Origin of the sequence: Serratia sp. 14-2641 (genome assembly GCF_001692375.1) — a bacterium.
Lineage (GTDB): Bacteria > Pseudomonadota > Gammaproteobacteria > Enterobacterales > Enterobacteriaceae > Chania > Chania fonticola_C.
Genome location: NZ_LXKR01000044.1, coordinates 40,124 through 53,165, shown reverse-complemented (window position 1 = coordinate 53,165; position 13,042 = coordinate 40,124). Strand labels below are relative to the sequence as shown.

The following is a 13,042-nucleotide window of genomic DNA, read 5'->3' as shown; positions in this document are numbered from 1 at the left end:
TTATTTCCATTGACAGGTGGTTTATTGCTCTGTTTGTGATTTTTATGTCTAAAAACAAGGTGTTAATAATATTATTCTTAGAGATTGGGGCAGCGTCTTAGCGGGAAGGTAACAATAATAAAAGTAAGGGAAACGGGGCTTGGGTAATATTTATCAGAACAACTGGCGATAAATAGCGCTATTACTCTTCTTGCAACGTGTCTTCACGCATTCTCGCTGGCCGCCGTTGCAAACACCACCAGGAATAGAACGCGTTAAATAGCACCACCAGCGCCGTCATGCAAAATACCGCGCGGAATCCATAGCTGGCAGAAACGGCAGCGCCGAGCAGTGGGCCGCTAACGTTACCGATATCCCGGAAAGATTGGTTATAGCTGAATATTCGCCCGGCAACCTGATTGGTACAGTTATAGATCAACAAGGTTTGCACCGCAGGCAGCAGTGCGCCATCGGCAGCGCCGAGCAGGAAGCGCAATACGCCGAGTTGCCAGGGTGTCTGGACAAAGGCCATTGGGATCAGCAACAGCACGGAAATCACCAGCATAAACACCAGAATCCGCTCCGGGCCGATTCTGTCGCCCAGCTTGCCCAGCCGTGGCGCACTCATCAAGGCGGCAACGCCGGGTACCGAGGCGATCAAACCACTGACAAACGCCAGGTTGCTGATGTTGCCCGCCAGTTCACGCACGTAAAGCGTGAGGATAGGTGCAATCGAGCCAGTGGCGATCTGGATGATCATGGTGGTGATAAACAGGCTGAGGATCAGCTTGGGGCTTTTGAGCGAGGCAAATACCTGGCGCGCATGCAACATGTCTTTTTTCTGCACCGGAGTGAACTGTTCCCGTACGCAGAACAGCGTCAGCAGGAAACAGATAAACAGCACCGCAGCGGTGATGAAGAACACGGGGCGCAGGCCATATTGGTCAGCCAGCAAACCGCCAATCAATGGGCCAATCAGGGCACCGCTGACGCCGCCGGTCGATAGGGTGCCCAGTGCCCAGCCGCTGCGATGGCGGGGCACCTGGGTAGCAATCAGCGCATTGGCGTTGGGAATAAAGCCGCCGAGCAGCCCCAGTACCGCGCGCAGCGCCAGAAACTGCCAGATGTTTTGCGCCATGCCCATCAGCACCATCACAATGCCCATTCCTAGCGCAGAACGCAGCAACATCAGCTTACGCCCACGGCGATCGGCCAGGCTGCCCCAGAATGGTGAGGCAATGGCGGAGAACAGGAAGGTGATACTGAATACCAATCCAGACCACATATTCAGCGACTGATGGCCGGTAACGCCAAGAGCTTCAACGTACAGCGGCAGGAACGGCATGATCAGGCTAAAGGCCGCACCGGTCAGAAAGCAGCCCAGCCAGGTGATGAACAGGTTACGTTGCCAATTGATAGGTTCTGCTGCCGGGGCCATAGGTTTCCGTGCGGGAAGAGATGCCTGACGATCGCGCAAGGCAAAAAAGTTAGCCTGGTAAGTATGCGCTTAATAACGCAGGTTATCAATTGAGCAGCTGTGTGATTTTGCGTGAAAATGAAATAAAGTTTTAAAACGGAGAATGACAATTATTCCCGCGCAGGGCAACGCGGGAATGGAGGGTTCAGGCACCGGCCAAGGCTTCGAATCCGGCGCTGGTCGTGGTGAGAGCGACGTTTGTCACCTCATAATTGGCCACGGCAACGAAGGGATCTTCTGCCAGGATGGCATCCAGCTTGGTGCGTTCCATATCTTTTACCAGGATCACGCCGCCGGTACGTGGGTTCTTACGGCCAGAGGCAATAAAGCTGCCGGCTTGAAAATAGTGCTTCAACCAGGCGATATGCCCTTCAAGATGGCTTTCTACTTCTTCAATCGGGCGGTGGTAGGTCAGGCTGACGATATACATAGAAGCTCCTGTTGCTGGGAAAGTGACAATATCATGCGGGCCATGTCGGCCCGTAGTGATTAATAGAGAGAAGGCTCACCTTCTGGGCGGGTCTTGAAGCGGCGGTGTAGCCACATATATTGGTCCGGTGCCATCAGGATCTCTTTTTCTACCACTTTGTTCATGAAGGCCGCAGCCTCGACTTCGTTATCCAGCGGGAAGTTTTCCACCGCTGGCTGCATGATGAGTTCGTACCCTTTGCCTTCTGGCAGGCGGCGAGGCGTAAAGGGAATGATCGCCGGTTTCCCCATGCGTACCAACACATAGCTGCCGGTGGTGGTCGCTGCTTTTTCTACAGCAAATAGCGGGGCAAACACGCTGCTGCGCGGGCCGTAGTCATGATCCGGTGCGTACCAGATGATCTCACCCTGTTTCAAGGCGCGGATCATCCCTTTGACGTCTTTACGATCCAGCATGGATTTGTTCGAGCGCATACGGCCCCAGGTCTGTAGCCAGTCCATCAGCTTGTTGTCGTGTGGACGGTAGACGCCGATCCCCGGATTGTGGATGCCAAAGATACGAGCACCCAACTCCAGCGTCAGGAAGTGCAGGCCGATCAGCAGCACCCCTTGATGATTGTCCCGTGCCTTTTGAATGTGCTCCAGGCCGCTGACGCTGAACCAGCGCTCGATACGCCAGTTGGGCCAGAACCAGGCCATGCCGGTTTCAAACAGCCCCATCCCCACGGATTCGAAGTTCTTGGCGATCAACGCATCACGCTCGGCTCTTGGCATATCCGGAAAGCACAGTTCCAGGTTACGCTCGGTTATCGCTCGCCGGCGTTTGAGGAAACGCATTGAAAAGCGACCCAACCCGGTCCCCAAACGATAAATAATCGGGTATGGCAGCAGGACCAGCAGGTAGAGTAAGGCGATGCCAAACCAGGTAAGCCAGTAGCGCGGATGCAGTAAAGATCGATTGAAAGAAGGAACTTGCGTCATGGGTTCTCAGCTTAGAAGCAGTCATTTAACAGTAATAACAGATAAAATGCATAGACACGTCGAGTTGCCATAAGTCGTGTTGTGGGTCGCCATCAGAGTTTTTTGCTGACCACGGGTTGCTTGAACGACTCGGTCTATGCGATGGTTTTCTGCCGTTTATAGTAGCGTATTGTGACATTTTTCTTATGTAACAGGAAAACTCACCGCATTAAAACACCCTTTTTAGGCCTAAATCAGGTGCGGTTGCTGGTTTTTTGGTCAGGCGAGGTAAGAATCGACCTATAATGCAGGCAGTGTTTTATTCGTTTATTGTTTCAGGAGGTAACTATGTTGGCATCATGGTTAAGCGCTGGGCTATTGGTGATTGGTGGATTACTTGGCTGTCTTGGTGCCTATATGCAGTACAACCCTTTATTAGTTGTAGCGGGGATCGGGTTGCTGGCTGGAGCGGCTATTTCCGGGGCTACTGAATGGTCAAGCGGGTGCTAAACACCCGCTTGAGGCCGTTTTAATGGTCTTTGAACAATCCTTTCACCCTGTGTGGTTCCGAGCGCCAATACTGTGGCGGAGCCTGCACTTGGGCCCCCAGTTTTGCGGCCGCGTGCCAGGGCCAGCGGGGGTTATAGAGAATACCGCGCGCTAGCGCGACCATATCGGCCTGACCGGTGGCGACGATCGCTTCTGCCTGCTCCGGTTCGGTAATCAACCCCACGGCGATGGTTGGTATCCCTACTTTATGTTTGATGGTTTCGGCAAAGGGTACTTGGTAGTTCGGCCCCACCGGGATTTTTTGCTGCGGCGACAGGCCGCCGCTGGAAATATGAATGTAATCGCAGCCCAATTCCTTTAAAGCACTGGTCAGTTCAACGGACTGCTGTTCGTTCCAGCCTCCTTCAACCCAGTCACTGGCGGAGATCCGCACCCCAAGCGCTTTATTGGCCGGGAAGACTGCCCGCACCTCGCTGAAAATCTCCAGCAACAATCGCATACGATTTTGCAGACATCCGCCGTATTGATCGGTGCGCTGATTGGCCAGCGGGGAAAGGAACTGATGCAACAGGTAACCATGGGCCCCGTGCAGTTCGATCAGATCGAAACCGAGACGATCGGCGCGCCTTGCCGCTGCAACAAACTGTGCCTTCAACTGCTCAATGTGCTCCAGGCTCATGGCTTGTGGAGCCTCATCCAGAGGGTTAAAGGGCTGGGCAGAGGCAGAGAGCGTTTGCCAACCCCCCTCACTCTTGGCCAGTTGGGCTCCGCCTTGCCACGGAAGGGCGCAAGAAGCTTTGCGGCCAGCATGCCCCAGTTGGATCCCCAAAGGCATGGTGGCGTGTTTTTTTACCGCCTGCACCACGTCTGCAAGTGCCTGTTCGGTGGCGTCGTCCCACAGGCCCAGATCCCCCGGAGAAATACGTCCTTCCGGTGAAACCGCAGTGGCTTCCACAATCAGCAAACCTGCCCCGGAAAGGGACAGATGGCCGAGGTGCATTGTATGCCATTCGGTGGCTTTGCCGTTGTCGGCAGAGTACTGGCACATGGGGGCGATAATGATGCGGTTAGGCAATCGCAGTAGCCCCAGGGTGATCGGAGTAAACAGCTGGCTCATAATTTCCTCATGGTCCGTCAAAATTCGTTGCTACAACTTGCACTAGGCTTATCGGTATTTGCTAATAACGTCAAGCTTTGTGCGGAAATCATTGCCACTGGGTTAATGCTGTGTTGCAGTCTATTTTCGGGTATGATGTGCGCCGCGCGCGGGCCAACGGCTCGTGGGCACTCAATCAGTCACCTCCCGAAAGACAGGAAAGTACACCATGCCAGTGTTACATAACCGAATTTCTAATGAGGAACTGAAGGCGCGTATGCTGGCCGAAACCGAGCCACGCACCACAGTTTCTTTTTATAAATATTTCACCATTGACGATCCAAAGGCATTTCGCGATAGCCTGTATATTCAGTTCGATAAACTGAAGGTGTTTGGCCGTATCTACGTGGCTAAAGAGGGCATCAATGCGCAGATCAGCGTGCCGCAGAGTCACTTTGACGCGTTCAAAGCCGTGCTGTTTGCTTCGCATCCGGCTCTGGATCAGGTACGCCTGAATATTGCGCTGGAAGACGATGGCAAATCCTTCTGGGTACTGCGTCTGAAAGTGCGTGAACGTATTGTGGCCGATGGGATTGAAGATGAGACCTTTAATCCTGCCAATGTGGGTGAGTATCTGCAGGCCGATCGTGTTAACCAGATGATCGACGATCCGAATACGGTGTTCGTTGATATGCGTAACCACTATGAGTACGAGGTTGGGCACTTTGAGAAGGCGATCGAAGTGCCTTCCGACACGTTCCGCGATCAGCTACCGATGGCGGTAGAGATGCTACAGGAGCAGAAAGACAAAAATATTGTCATGTACTGTACCGGTGGGATCCGTTGTGAGAAAGCCAGCGCCTATATGCTGCATAATGGCTTCAAAAACGTCTATCACGTGGAAGGCGGTATTATCGAATATGCCCGCAAGGCGAAGGCTCAAGGGTTGCCACTGAAGTTCATCGGCAAAAACTTTGTGTTTGACGAGCGCATGGGGGAACGTATCTCAGAGGACGTGATTGCCAACTGCCATCAGTGCGGTGCGCCATGTGATACTCACACCAACTGCCTGAACGACGGCTGCCATCTGCTGTTTATCCAGTGCCCAAGCTGTGCCGAGAAGTTTGCTGGCTGTTGCAGCGAGACCTGCCGTGAAGAATTGAAACTACCGCGTGAAGAACAGCGAGCCCGCCGGGCTGGCCGCGAGAATGGCGTGAAAATCTTCAATAAGTCCAAAGGGCTGTTGCAAACCACCATGCATATCCCAGAACCGAAAGAGTAGGGTGTTGCTCGTAGGATAGAAATAGGGCGCTGAAATTCAGCGCCCTTGTTGTATACAGAATGTATTACTTCTCGCGAACGCCTTCGACCGAGATGATCAGCTCAACTTCTTGAGAAGCTGGGCCCAGGTCGGTGGTGATGCCAAAGTCTTTCAGCTTGATTTTACCGTTGGCTTCGAAACCGGCGCGGTAACCGCCCCAAGGATCCTTACCTTCGCCGACCAGTTTGGCTGCCAGCGTGACCGGCTTGGTCACGCCGTTCAACGTCAGGTTGCCGACTACGGCATAACCTTCACCGTCTTTTTTCACTTCGGTAGAGGTAAAGGTGGCCTGCTTGTTCTTTTCAACGTTCAAGAACTCGGCGCTACGCAGGTGTTTGTCACGCTCAGCGTGGTTGGTGTCTACGCTGGCTGTGTTGATGGTTACGTTGACTTTATCGTTAGCCGGGTCTTTCTCATCGAAGGTAAAGCCACCGTCAAAATCTTTGAAAGAACCATAAATCCAGCTGTAACCCAGATGCTGGATGCGGAATTCGATAAAGGCGTGCTGGCCTTGTTTGTCGATTTTATAATTGGCAGCCAGGGCGGAACCGGCGTTTAACAGCAGAGCGCCCGCGGCCAGGCCTAATACGGTTTTCTTCAACATAGCAATATCTCCATAAATCCAAAGGGTTAATCGGTGCTGCGACCCAGCATCCGTTTCAAAGTAACATCACCATCAATGAAGTGATGTTTAAGCGCAGCAAGGGCGTGCAGTACCGAAAGCACGACGACGGCCCAAGCCAGATAAAGATGGATAGTCCCGGCGGTATCGGCCTGCTGTGGCAAACCGGTCACGCTGGCTGGTACGTCAAACCAGCCAAATACGCTGATTGCCTGACCATCGGCGGTCGAGATCAGGTAGCCACTGATCAGGATGGCGAATAGCACGGTGTAAAGCGCGATATGGGCGAGTACGGCACTGATATGCGTAAGACGGCTATAACTGGCCAGGGGCTTGGGCGGCGGCGAGATAAAGCGCCAAACCACTCGTACCACCATTACGATAAACAGCAGCGTGCCAATACTTTTGTGGATCTCCGGCGCCTGGTGATACCAAACGTCGTAGTAACCCAGCGTCACCATCCATAATCCGAGGGCAAACATGCCGTAAACGGTCAGTGCCACCAGCCAGTGGATCAGTACAGAAACGTGACCAAAGCGGTCTGCGGTATTTTTCCAGAGCATCAGTTTTCCTTACAAAACTCATTTACCGACAGCAATACTTAAACTTTAAGAAACATAAATCAATAATAAATTTAACTAAGTGAGTTCATAAAAATATTAATCAGTAGATTTGTTTGAGTTGTGGCAAGTTGGTCAAAGGAATCGTTGGAGAGGGCGTTTTTTTAGCAATGCGGGGGAAACGCTGGCCAATTGAAATCTATCGACTTTATTCTTCATTGTCAGCTTTTGTCATTTTTCGTAAATACCACCAGAAACCTTGGCAAATAATTGAATAACGACTAGCGCCGATTATTTGTTCGCCCTGTCTACCAAGATTAATTTAATTCCTTCAGCAACTTGAGGGTAATATGCCTGCGACAGCAAGGAATAATTTGCTAACATGTATTTATCAACGGCTCAGGCGGGCCTGTATCTCACAAGGAAATTTCATGGGCATACCCGAGTTTAATGACCGCAAGCTACGTTTGATCATGATGCTGGCCATGCTGGTGGTGATCCTGGCTGGCATAAAGGCGGCGGCAGATATTGTGGTGCCATTCCTGCTGGCGGTGTTCCTGGCCATCGTGTTAAACCCGCTGGTGCTGCTACTGGAACGCTTTCGTGTACCCAGAGCGCTGGGGGTGACGCTGTTGGTGATTGCCATCGTCGTGCTGTTGCTGACCTTGATCGGTATGCTGGGTGCTTCATTAAATGAGTTTGCTCGCTCCTTGCCGCAGTATCGGGGCATGATGCTGGAGAAGCTGAGTGAACTGCAATACCAGGCGCAACGCTTCAATCTGGATCTTAACTTCTCGGCAGAAGCGGTGGTCAAATACGTCGATCCTGGTGCCACTATGAACCTGGTGACCCGCCTACTGGGGCATCTTTCCGGGGCCATGACCAGCATCTTCCTGTTATTGATGACGGTGGTCTTTATGCTGTTTGAGGTGAAGGTATTGCCCTTTAAGCTGCAGCAGGCGCTGGATAATCCCACCGAAGGAATGGCCACTATCCGCCGTGCCTTGCAAGGGGTCACACACTATCTGGTGATCAAGACCGCCATCAGCCTGGCAACTGGTCTGATCGTCTGGGGCTTTCTGAGCTGGGTTGGCGTTCGTTTTGCCTTTATCTGGGGCATGATGGCGTTTATGTTCAACTATGTACCCAATATTGGTTCGATCATTGCTGCTATTCCGCCGCTGATCCAGGCTTTGCTGTTTAACGGTTTTGCCGATGCGGCCGTGGTGGCTGCGGGCTATATTCTGATCAACCTGATCATCGGTAATATGCTGGAGCCGCGGATCATGGGCCGTGGTTTGGGGCTTTCTACGCTGGTGGTGTTCCTTTCCCTGATCTTCTGGGGCTGGCTGATGGGGCCCGTGGGGATGTTGCTTTCGGTCCCCTTGACCATTATCGCGCGCATCACGTTGGAAACCATGGATGGAGGGCGCAAGGTGGCCATGCTCCTCGGTGATGGGCGCCAGATAAACGAAATCACGCCGAAATGAGGCTTAAACGGCAGCCCGCAGTTCTAACGAAGCCGAACCCACCGGCTTAAAGGTGGTGGGTTCTGGCGGATAGAAATAGCGCAGTATGTTATACAGTGAATAAAATTCCAGCCGGTTGCGCACGTTGATTTTCTCGGTGATATGGCGTTTATGTACGTACACCGTATGGGCGCTGATCTGTAATTTCTTGGCGATGCGATAATTCGGCATTTCGGACATCCAATAGCGCATTACCGTCAATTCTTGCGGGCTGAAAAGCGAATGAACCTCTTCATCCTTCATTAGTTCACTTGGGATTTTACTTAGCGTTTTTAGCGCAATCGGTAGCACGGCCTTGTTGAATAAAAAAGTATTGCTGGCAATGCGCAGCGGGCTTTCACTGTAGGGATAAGGAACATCCAGATAAATATATACCGTTGCACGCCACGCCGCCGTGATAAACGCTGAAAGCAGTTGATTATCTGTTGTACAGCGGCAGTAGTTGGTCAGATTCACCAAAATATGGCTGGGTTTGAAACTGTCCAGTAGAGGGAGCGCGGTGTCGATGTCTGGGCAGCAGTTTACTGACGCAAACACGTTGTCAGTAAAGTGGCTGGCGATCCCAATACGAGTGAAACAGCATTCGTCCACAACGAGTAGTTTCATGGTGACGTCCTTGTTGAAGATACAAAACGGGCTAGAGCCTAATTATGTAAAATAGGCCTTACCCGGTTGTGGGATCAATTCGGAAATCCAGTGGCTATAGGAAGATATTTCCGTCTATAGACTATTTTTCATTAATATCAGTATATTGGCGGAATTTCATTGTCGGAGGGTTCCCCTGCCGCTGGCCAGAACGGGGCTAACAGGGGATTGAACGGTCAGAAACGCCGCAGGCTGAAGGGCGTGATATCCAGGGATGAAGGCTTATCTTGCGCAAACAGCGCGGCTATCTCACCCAGTACACTAGCAAACTTAAAGCCGTGGCCACTTAGGCCGGTGATCACCATCAACTGTTGGCAGTCAGGCAGGGTGTCGATGATAAAGTCTTCATCCGGGCTCATATCATAGCTACAGGCTTCACCGTGTAGACAGACGCCAAGCCCAGGCAGGAAGTGGCGCAGAAAGCCGAATACTTCGCTACCGTCGCTGGCCAGGGAGCCGAACGGCTTACGCTGATCTGCTGTCTCCATCGGTTGTCCACCATCATGTTTTCCGACCTTTAAGCCGTCATTCTCGGAGGGGAAACCGTAATAGTGGCAGCCGTCTTGCGCTTCAACGGTGAAAGCCGGAAAGCGGTTGTTTTCGCTGTAACGGCCATCTGCCTGATACCAGGAAAACACTTTACGCACCGGTGAAACAGGAAGCTGCGGTAACAGATTTTTGACCCAGGTTCCCGCGCAGACCACGGCTTTACGGCCTTGGTAGCGCCCCTCGGAAGTAACGACCTCAACTCCTTGCTCGATTGGCTCGATGGCGGTTACCGGGCAATTAAACAGTTGGGCGCAGCCTGCTTCTCTGGCCAATTTGACGTAGCTGGCAACAATCAGTTCCGAGCGCAGTATTCCTGCATCTGGTTCGAACAGGCCGACGTAACCTGTTGGCGTAGTGAATTCTTGCCAGCGTTGTTGGATCTGTTCGGCGCTCAGTAACTCGGTATTGAGGTTAAAGTTTTTGGCACTGCGCTGCGCCGTGGTGACAAACTCACTGTCTTGTGGCCCCAGGGTGAGCACGCCACAGGGATGAAACAGTTTTTCGCCGCTTTTCTGTTCTAATCCGTTCCACAGTGCCTGGGCGCGCAGCAGAAAAGGCACATATTTTTCGCCCTCGCCGTAGGCATGGCGGATGATACGGGTATCGCCGTGGTGGCTGCCCTGACGATGCGGGGGGAAAGCGCTGTCGATCATTAAGACCTTAAGGCCTGCGGTTGTCGCATAGTAGCCTGCAGCAGCCCCAACCGAGCCGCTACCCACGATGATCAAGTCATATTCCACGTGCCATGTCCTTTCTTTGATGTGTCGCTGATGGCGGATATGATAAGAGTTTGCTGGCGGCAATGCACCATGAACCGATGCGAGTCGATACAAAAGAAAAGGCGCCGGTTAATTGCCGACGCCTTAGCGGTTGAGGGTGAATGGGTTAATGTTTTCTTCGATCAAGGTCTAAATAATCCGTAGATTCTATCTTGGCGATGCCAGCCTCTAAAATATTGATCAATTGGCGGGCAACGTCTGTGGTGAGCCAAAGAGTCCGATCCACTTGCGCTTCTTCGGCTGTTTGGTCTAGTGAAGACAGGTAATGAAGGCGAATCATCATGGCATCATAAACATCGACGGTACTGATATCCCAGCCAACAAGCGGATGTGTCTGTATTACTTCATCATTTCTGTCCATAAAGACCCCTTATCAAGTAGTGACTAGCTGGAGTTACTAACGAGGATCAATGCGTCTCATCTTCATGGTGAGCTTTTACAGTATACGCATCCGAGATCTGACGTGGGGTGTTTTCCTGCGGTTTATTGCAAATAAATATTTTTTGCTCAAGTAATCGGCAAAGGGTAGGGGCAGCTGCATGCTGCGCCCGTTCAAATATTACTCTTCGGCTGCAGGAGGAAGTTGCACGTGCGCATGACTTTCTAATTCGGCTGCCAGATGGGCGAAATGCTTTTGCATTTCAGGATCGCGGTTCTGATTTTGTGCTTCCAGTTTCAGGCTGTGGATCAGCAACTGGTTGGCTTTGTCATTCAAGCCGAAAGACAAATAAGAGAAAGCGACCTCGAGCACGCTCAGCCGCCGTTTTTGATCGGCGATCAGGGCCAGCAACTCGCCAAAGGTCATCGCTTCTTCGGGCTTGCCTTTATCCGGAACCATTCTTTACACCTTTGTTGCACCATAAGTCGTCTAATCATTACAGACCACAAGTGCTGTTTCTTCCAGGGAAAAGGGCAATACGGCGGAAACAAAAAAGCCGGAGAGCGACCCCCGGCAACAACTACATTGCAGAATTATTCTGCACTGAACCAATCGTCGGCACTTTCCCAGGTTTCCTGGAGTATCTCCTCGATCAGGTCTTTATCTGTTTTGGCACCGCCCATTACGGAAAGGCCATTGGCACCGGCATAACGGATTTGGACGGTAGTGTCAGGAAACTGGCGATTGACCCGTTTACTGAATTCGCCGGTCAGGGCTTCGATAGCCCCCGGCGGCAGTGGTTTGGTTTTATCTATAGTGACTTCAACACGCATAATTGCCCCCGGAACTGTATACTGGATATTTATACAGTTAACTGACGCCGGAGGCAAGAGCAGAAATAAAATATTTAGCAGTCGGTCACTGACCAGTTGATGGTTTCACCGGCCAGGAAGGGCACCACGGCTTCATTACCCAAAGTTATCTCCTCTGGCTGGGCCACAGGCAGGCGTTGCAGCGTGATAAAGTCCTGGTTCACCGGCAAGCCGTAGAAGCGGGGACCATTCAGCGAGCTGAAGGCTTCCAGATGCTCCAGCGCGCCTAATTGTTCAAACACGGTCGCGTAGGCGGGCATCGCGTTCGGGGCGTTAAATACTCCTGCACAGCCACAGCTGGTCTCTTTACGGTGTTTGGCATGAGGTGCCGAGTCGGTGCCGAGGAAGAAGCGGTCACAGCCGCTGGCAACGGCGCTGCGTAACGCTTCCTGATGGATGTTACGCTTGAGGATCGGCAGGCAGAACAGATGCGGCCGGATCCCGCCAACCAGCATGTGGTTGCGGTTAAACATCAGGTGCTGTGGCGTAATGGTAGCACCAAGGAAACGATTGCCTTCCTGCACGTACTGAGCGGCTTCCCGGGTGGTGATATGCTCGAAGACGATTTTTAATTCCGGGAACTGGCGGCGTACCGGCTCCATCACCTGTTCGATAAAGCGAGCCTCACGATCGAAGATATCTACGCTAGCATCGGTGACTTCGCCATGGATCAGCAGCGGCATACCGATCTTCTGCATCTGCTCAAGCAGGGGATAAATCCCGGTCACATCGCTCACGCCGTGGCTGGAGTTGGTAGTGGCGTTGGCTGGATAGAGTTTGGCGGCGGTGAACACCCCTTGCTCAAACCCGTTGACCAGTTCCGCCGCAGCCAGTGAATCCGTCAAGTAGCAGGTCATCAACGGCGTGAAGTCATGTTCTGCGGGGAGGGCTGCCAGAATACGTTCACGATAGCTACGTGCTGCGGCAATGGTGGTGATCGGTGGGGCCAGATTCGGCATCACAATCGCCCGGCCAAACACCTGACTGGTATAGGGCAGAACCGTTTTCAGCATGTCGTCGTCACGCAAATGGATATGCCAGTCGTCAGGGCGGCGGATTTTCAGGGCTTGGGGTTGTGCGGTCATGGTGCAGAGCTCCGGCGGTCAAAAAATCTTAATAAAAGCGAATAAACGAGGGTTATTCACGCCGGGGTGAAAGGATAAGCGGAAAACGTTTTGGATGCATCTGTTAGTTAATGACAAGTTGAAATCAATTGGCTTGCTAGCTCAGGGCAACTTGAGGCATTGGACATTAAGAAACTGAAAAGGATGGCCCGAATGTTCAGTGGTAAGAAAAAACCCGCCATCTAGGCGGGTTTTTTATGGCAGGGATTAA

The 13,042-nt window shown here is 52.2% G+C and carries 15 protein-coding genes; 3 read left to right on the top strand and 12 right to left on the bottom strand.

What is annotated here, in order from left to right:
* Nucleotides 1-181: 181 nt before the first annotated feature.
* From mdtG to A6U95_RS15565, 3 genes are all read right to left on the bottom strand, one after another.
* Nucleotides 182-1,417, bottom strand: a complete 1,236-nt coding sequence (gene mdtG / locus A6U95_RS15575; RefSeq protein ID WP_065685109.1) for a multidrug efflux MFS transporter MdtG — start codon at nt 1,415-1,417, stop codon at nt 182-184.
* A gap of 184 nt (nt 1,418-1,601) precedes the next feature.
* Nucleotides 1,602-1,886, bottom strand: a complete 285-nt coding sequence (locus A6U95_RS15570) for a YciI family protein (protein WP_024486560.1) — start codon at nt 1,884-1,886, stop codon at nt 1,602-1,604.
* A 59-nt stretch (nt 1,887-1,945) separates the two neighbouring features.
* Nucleotides 1,946-2,866: a Kdo(2)-lipid IV(A) acyltransferase gene (locus tag A6U95_RS15565; protein WP_065685108.1), complete on the bottom strand. Its 921-nt coding sequence runs from the start codon at nt 2,864-2,866 to the stop codon at nt 1,946-1,948.
* 327 nt (nt 2,867-3,193) lie between these two features.
* Here A6U95_RS15565 and A6U95_RS29815 point away from each other — a divergent pair, with 327 nt between their 5' ends.
* The gene (locus A6U95_RS29815) at nt 3,194-3,355 is read left to right on the top strand and encodes a histidine kinase (protein WP_074423356.1); all 162 of its coding nucleotides are present in this window, start codon (nt 3,194-3,196) and stop codon (nt 3,353-3,355) included.
* A gap of 19 nt (nt 3,356-3,374) precedes the next feature.
* Here A6U95_RS29815 and A6U95_RS15560 read toward each other — a convergent pair whose 3' ends face one another.
* On the bottom strand, nt 3,375-4,472 hold the full coding sequence (locus A6U95_RS15560) for an NADH:flavin oxidoreductase/NADH oxidase (protein ID WP_065685107.1): 1,098 nt from the start codon (nt 4,470-4,472) through the stop codon (nt 3,375-3,377).
* A gap of 208 nt (nt 4,473-4,680) precedes the next feature.
* On the opposite strand from A6U95_RS15560, the gene A6U95_RS15555 reads away from it, so the two are divergent.
* Nucleotides 4,681-5,733 (top strand): rhodanese-related sulfurtransferase, encoded by a 1,053-nt coding sequence (locus tag A6U95_RS15555; protein ID WP_065685106.1) that lies wholly within the window; start codon nt 4,681-4,683, stop codon nt 5,731-5,733.
* 64 nt (nt 5,734-5,797) lie between these two features.
* On the opposite strand, the gene A6U95_RS15550 is transcribed toward A6U95_RS15555, so the two are convergent.
* Together A6U95_RS15550 and A6U95_RS15545 are read right to left on the bottom strand one after the other, a co-directional pair.
* Entirely contained in the window at nt 5,798-6,376 is a 579-nt protein-coding gene (locus A6U95_RS15550) for a YceI family protein (protein ID WP_024528533.1), read from the bottom strand.
* Nucleotides 6,377-6,402: 26 nt separating this feature from the next.
* Nucleotides 6,403-6,957, bottom strand: coding sequence for a cytochrome b (locus tag A6U95_RS15545; RefSeq protein ID WP_021804727.1), 555 nt, complete (start codon nt 6,955-6,957; stop codon nt 6,403-6,405).
* 428 nt (nt 6,958-7,385) lie between these two features.
* Between A6U95_RS15545 and A6U95_RS15540 the strand changes: the two genes are divergently transcribed.
* Nucleotides 7,386-8,444, top strand: a complete 1,059-nt coding sequence (locus A6U95_RS15540; RefSeq protein WP_065685105.1) for an AI-2E family transporter — start codon at nt 7,386-7,388, stop codon at nt 8,442-8,444.
* 3 nt (nt 8,445-8,447) lie between these two features.
* Here A6U95_RS15540 and A6U95_RS15535 read toward each other — a convergent pair whose 3' ends face one another.
* The 6 genes from A6U95_RS15535 to pyrC form a co-directional block, all read right to left on the bottom strand.
* Nucleotides 8,448-9,089 carry a LuxR C-terminal-related transcriptional regulator gene (locus A6U95_RS15535; protein WP_065685104.1) on the bottom strand — a complete coding sequence of 214 codons (642 nt, stop codon included), beginning with the start codon at nt 9,087-9,089 and terminating at the stop codon, nt 8,448-8,450.
* Nucleotides 9,090-9,304: 215 nt separating this feature from the next.
* Entirely contained in the window at nt 9,305-10,417 is a 1,113-nt protein-coding gene (gene solA / locus A6U95_RS15530) for an N-methyl-L-tryptophan oxidase (RefSeq protein ID WP_065685103.1), read from the bottom strand.
* 145 nt (nt 10,418-10,562) lie between these two features.
* Entirely contained in the window at nt 10,563-10,817 is a 255-nt protein-coding gene (gene bssS / locus A6U95_RS15525; RefSeq protein ID WP_024485935.1) for a biofilm formation regulator BssS, read from the bottom strand.
* Between the two features lie 198 nt (nt 10,818-11,015).
* On the bottom strand, nt 11,016-11,294 hold the full coding sequence (locus A6U95_RS15520; protein WP_065685102.1) for a hypothetical protein: 279 nt from the start codon (nt 11,292-11,294) through the stop codon (nt 11,016-11,018).
* A gap of 134 nt (nt 11,295-11,428) precedes the next feature.
* Complete coding sequence (dinI, locus tag A6U95_RS15515; protein WP_021178315.1) at nt 11,429-11,668, bottom strand: DNA damage-inducible protein I; 240 nt, start codon at nt 11,666-11,668, stop codon at nt 11,429-11,431.
* Nucleotides 11,669-11,742: 74 nt separating this feature from the next.
* Nucleotides 11,743-12,792, bottom strand: a complete 1,050-nt coding sequence (pyrC, locus tag A6U95_RS15510) for a dihydroorotase (RefSeq protein ID WP_065685101.1) — start codon at nt 12,790-12,792, stop codon at nt 11,743-11,745.
* Between the last annotated feature and the right edge of the window lie 250 nt (nt 12,793-13,042).

Bases quoted from the DNA above. Each gene is read 5' to 3' on its own strand.
- mdtG (WP_065685109.1), bottom strand. From the start codon at position 1,417: ATGGCCCCGGCAGCAGAACCTATCAATTGGCAACGTAACCTGTTCATC.
- A6U95_RS15570 (WP_024486560.1), bottom strand. From the start codon at position 1,886: ATGTATATCGTCAGCCTGACCTACCACCGCCCGATTGAAGAAGTAGAA.
- A6U95_RS15565 (WP_065685108.1), bottom strand. From the start codon at position 2,866: ATGACGCAAGTTCCTTCTTTCAATCGATCTTTACTGCATCCGCGCTAC.
- A6U95_RS29815 (WP_074423356.1), top strand. From the start codon at position 3,194: ATGTTGGCATCATGGTTAAGCGCTGGGCTATTGGTGATTGGTGGATTA.
- A6U95_RS15560 (WP_065685107.1), bottom strand. From the start codon at position 4,472: ATGAGCCAGCTGTTTACTCCGATCACCCTGGGGCTACTGCGATTGCCT.
- A6U95_RS15555 (WP_065685106.1), top strand. From the start codon at position 4,681: ATGCCAGTGTTACATAACCGAATTTCTAATGAGGAACTGAAGGCGCGT.
- A6U95_RS15550 (WP_024528533.1), bottom strand. From the start codon at position 6,376: ATGTTGAAGAAAACCGTATTAGGCCTGGCCGCGGGCGCTCTGCTGTTA.
- A6U95_RS15545 (WP_021804727.1), bottom strand. From the start codon at position 6,957: ATGCTCTGGAAAAATACCGCAGACCGCTTTGGTCACGTTTCTGTACTG.
- A6U95_RS15540 (WP_065685105.1), top strand. From the start codon at position 7,386: ATGGGCATACCCGAGTTTAATGACCGCAAGCTACGTTTGATCATGATG.
- A6U95_RS15535 (WP_065685104.1), bottom strand. From the start codon at position 9,089: ATGAAACTACTCGTTGTGGACGAATGCTGTTTCACTCGTATTGGGATC.
- bssS (WP_024485935.1), bottom strand. From the start codon at position 10,817: ATGGACAGAAATGATGAAGTAATACAGACACATCCGCTTGTTGGCTGG.
- A6U95_RS15520 (WP_065685102.1), bottom strand. From the start codon at position 11,294: ATGGTTCCGGATAAAGGCAAGCCCGAAGAAGCGATGACCTTTGGCGAG.
- dinI (WP_021178315.1), bottom strand. From the start codon at position 11,668: ATGCGTGTTGAAGTCACTATAGATAAAACCAAACCACTGCCGCCGGGG.
- pyrC (WP_065685101.1), bottom strand. From the start codon at position 12,792: ATGACCGCACAACCCCAAGCCCTGAAAATCCGCCGCCCTGACGACTGG.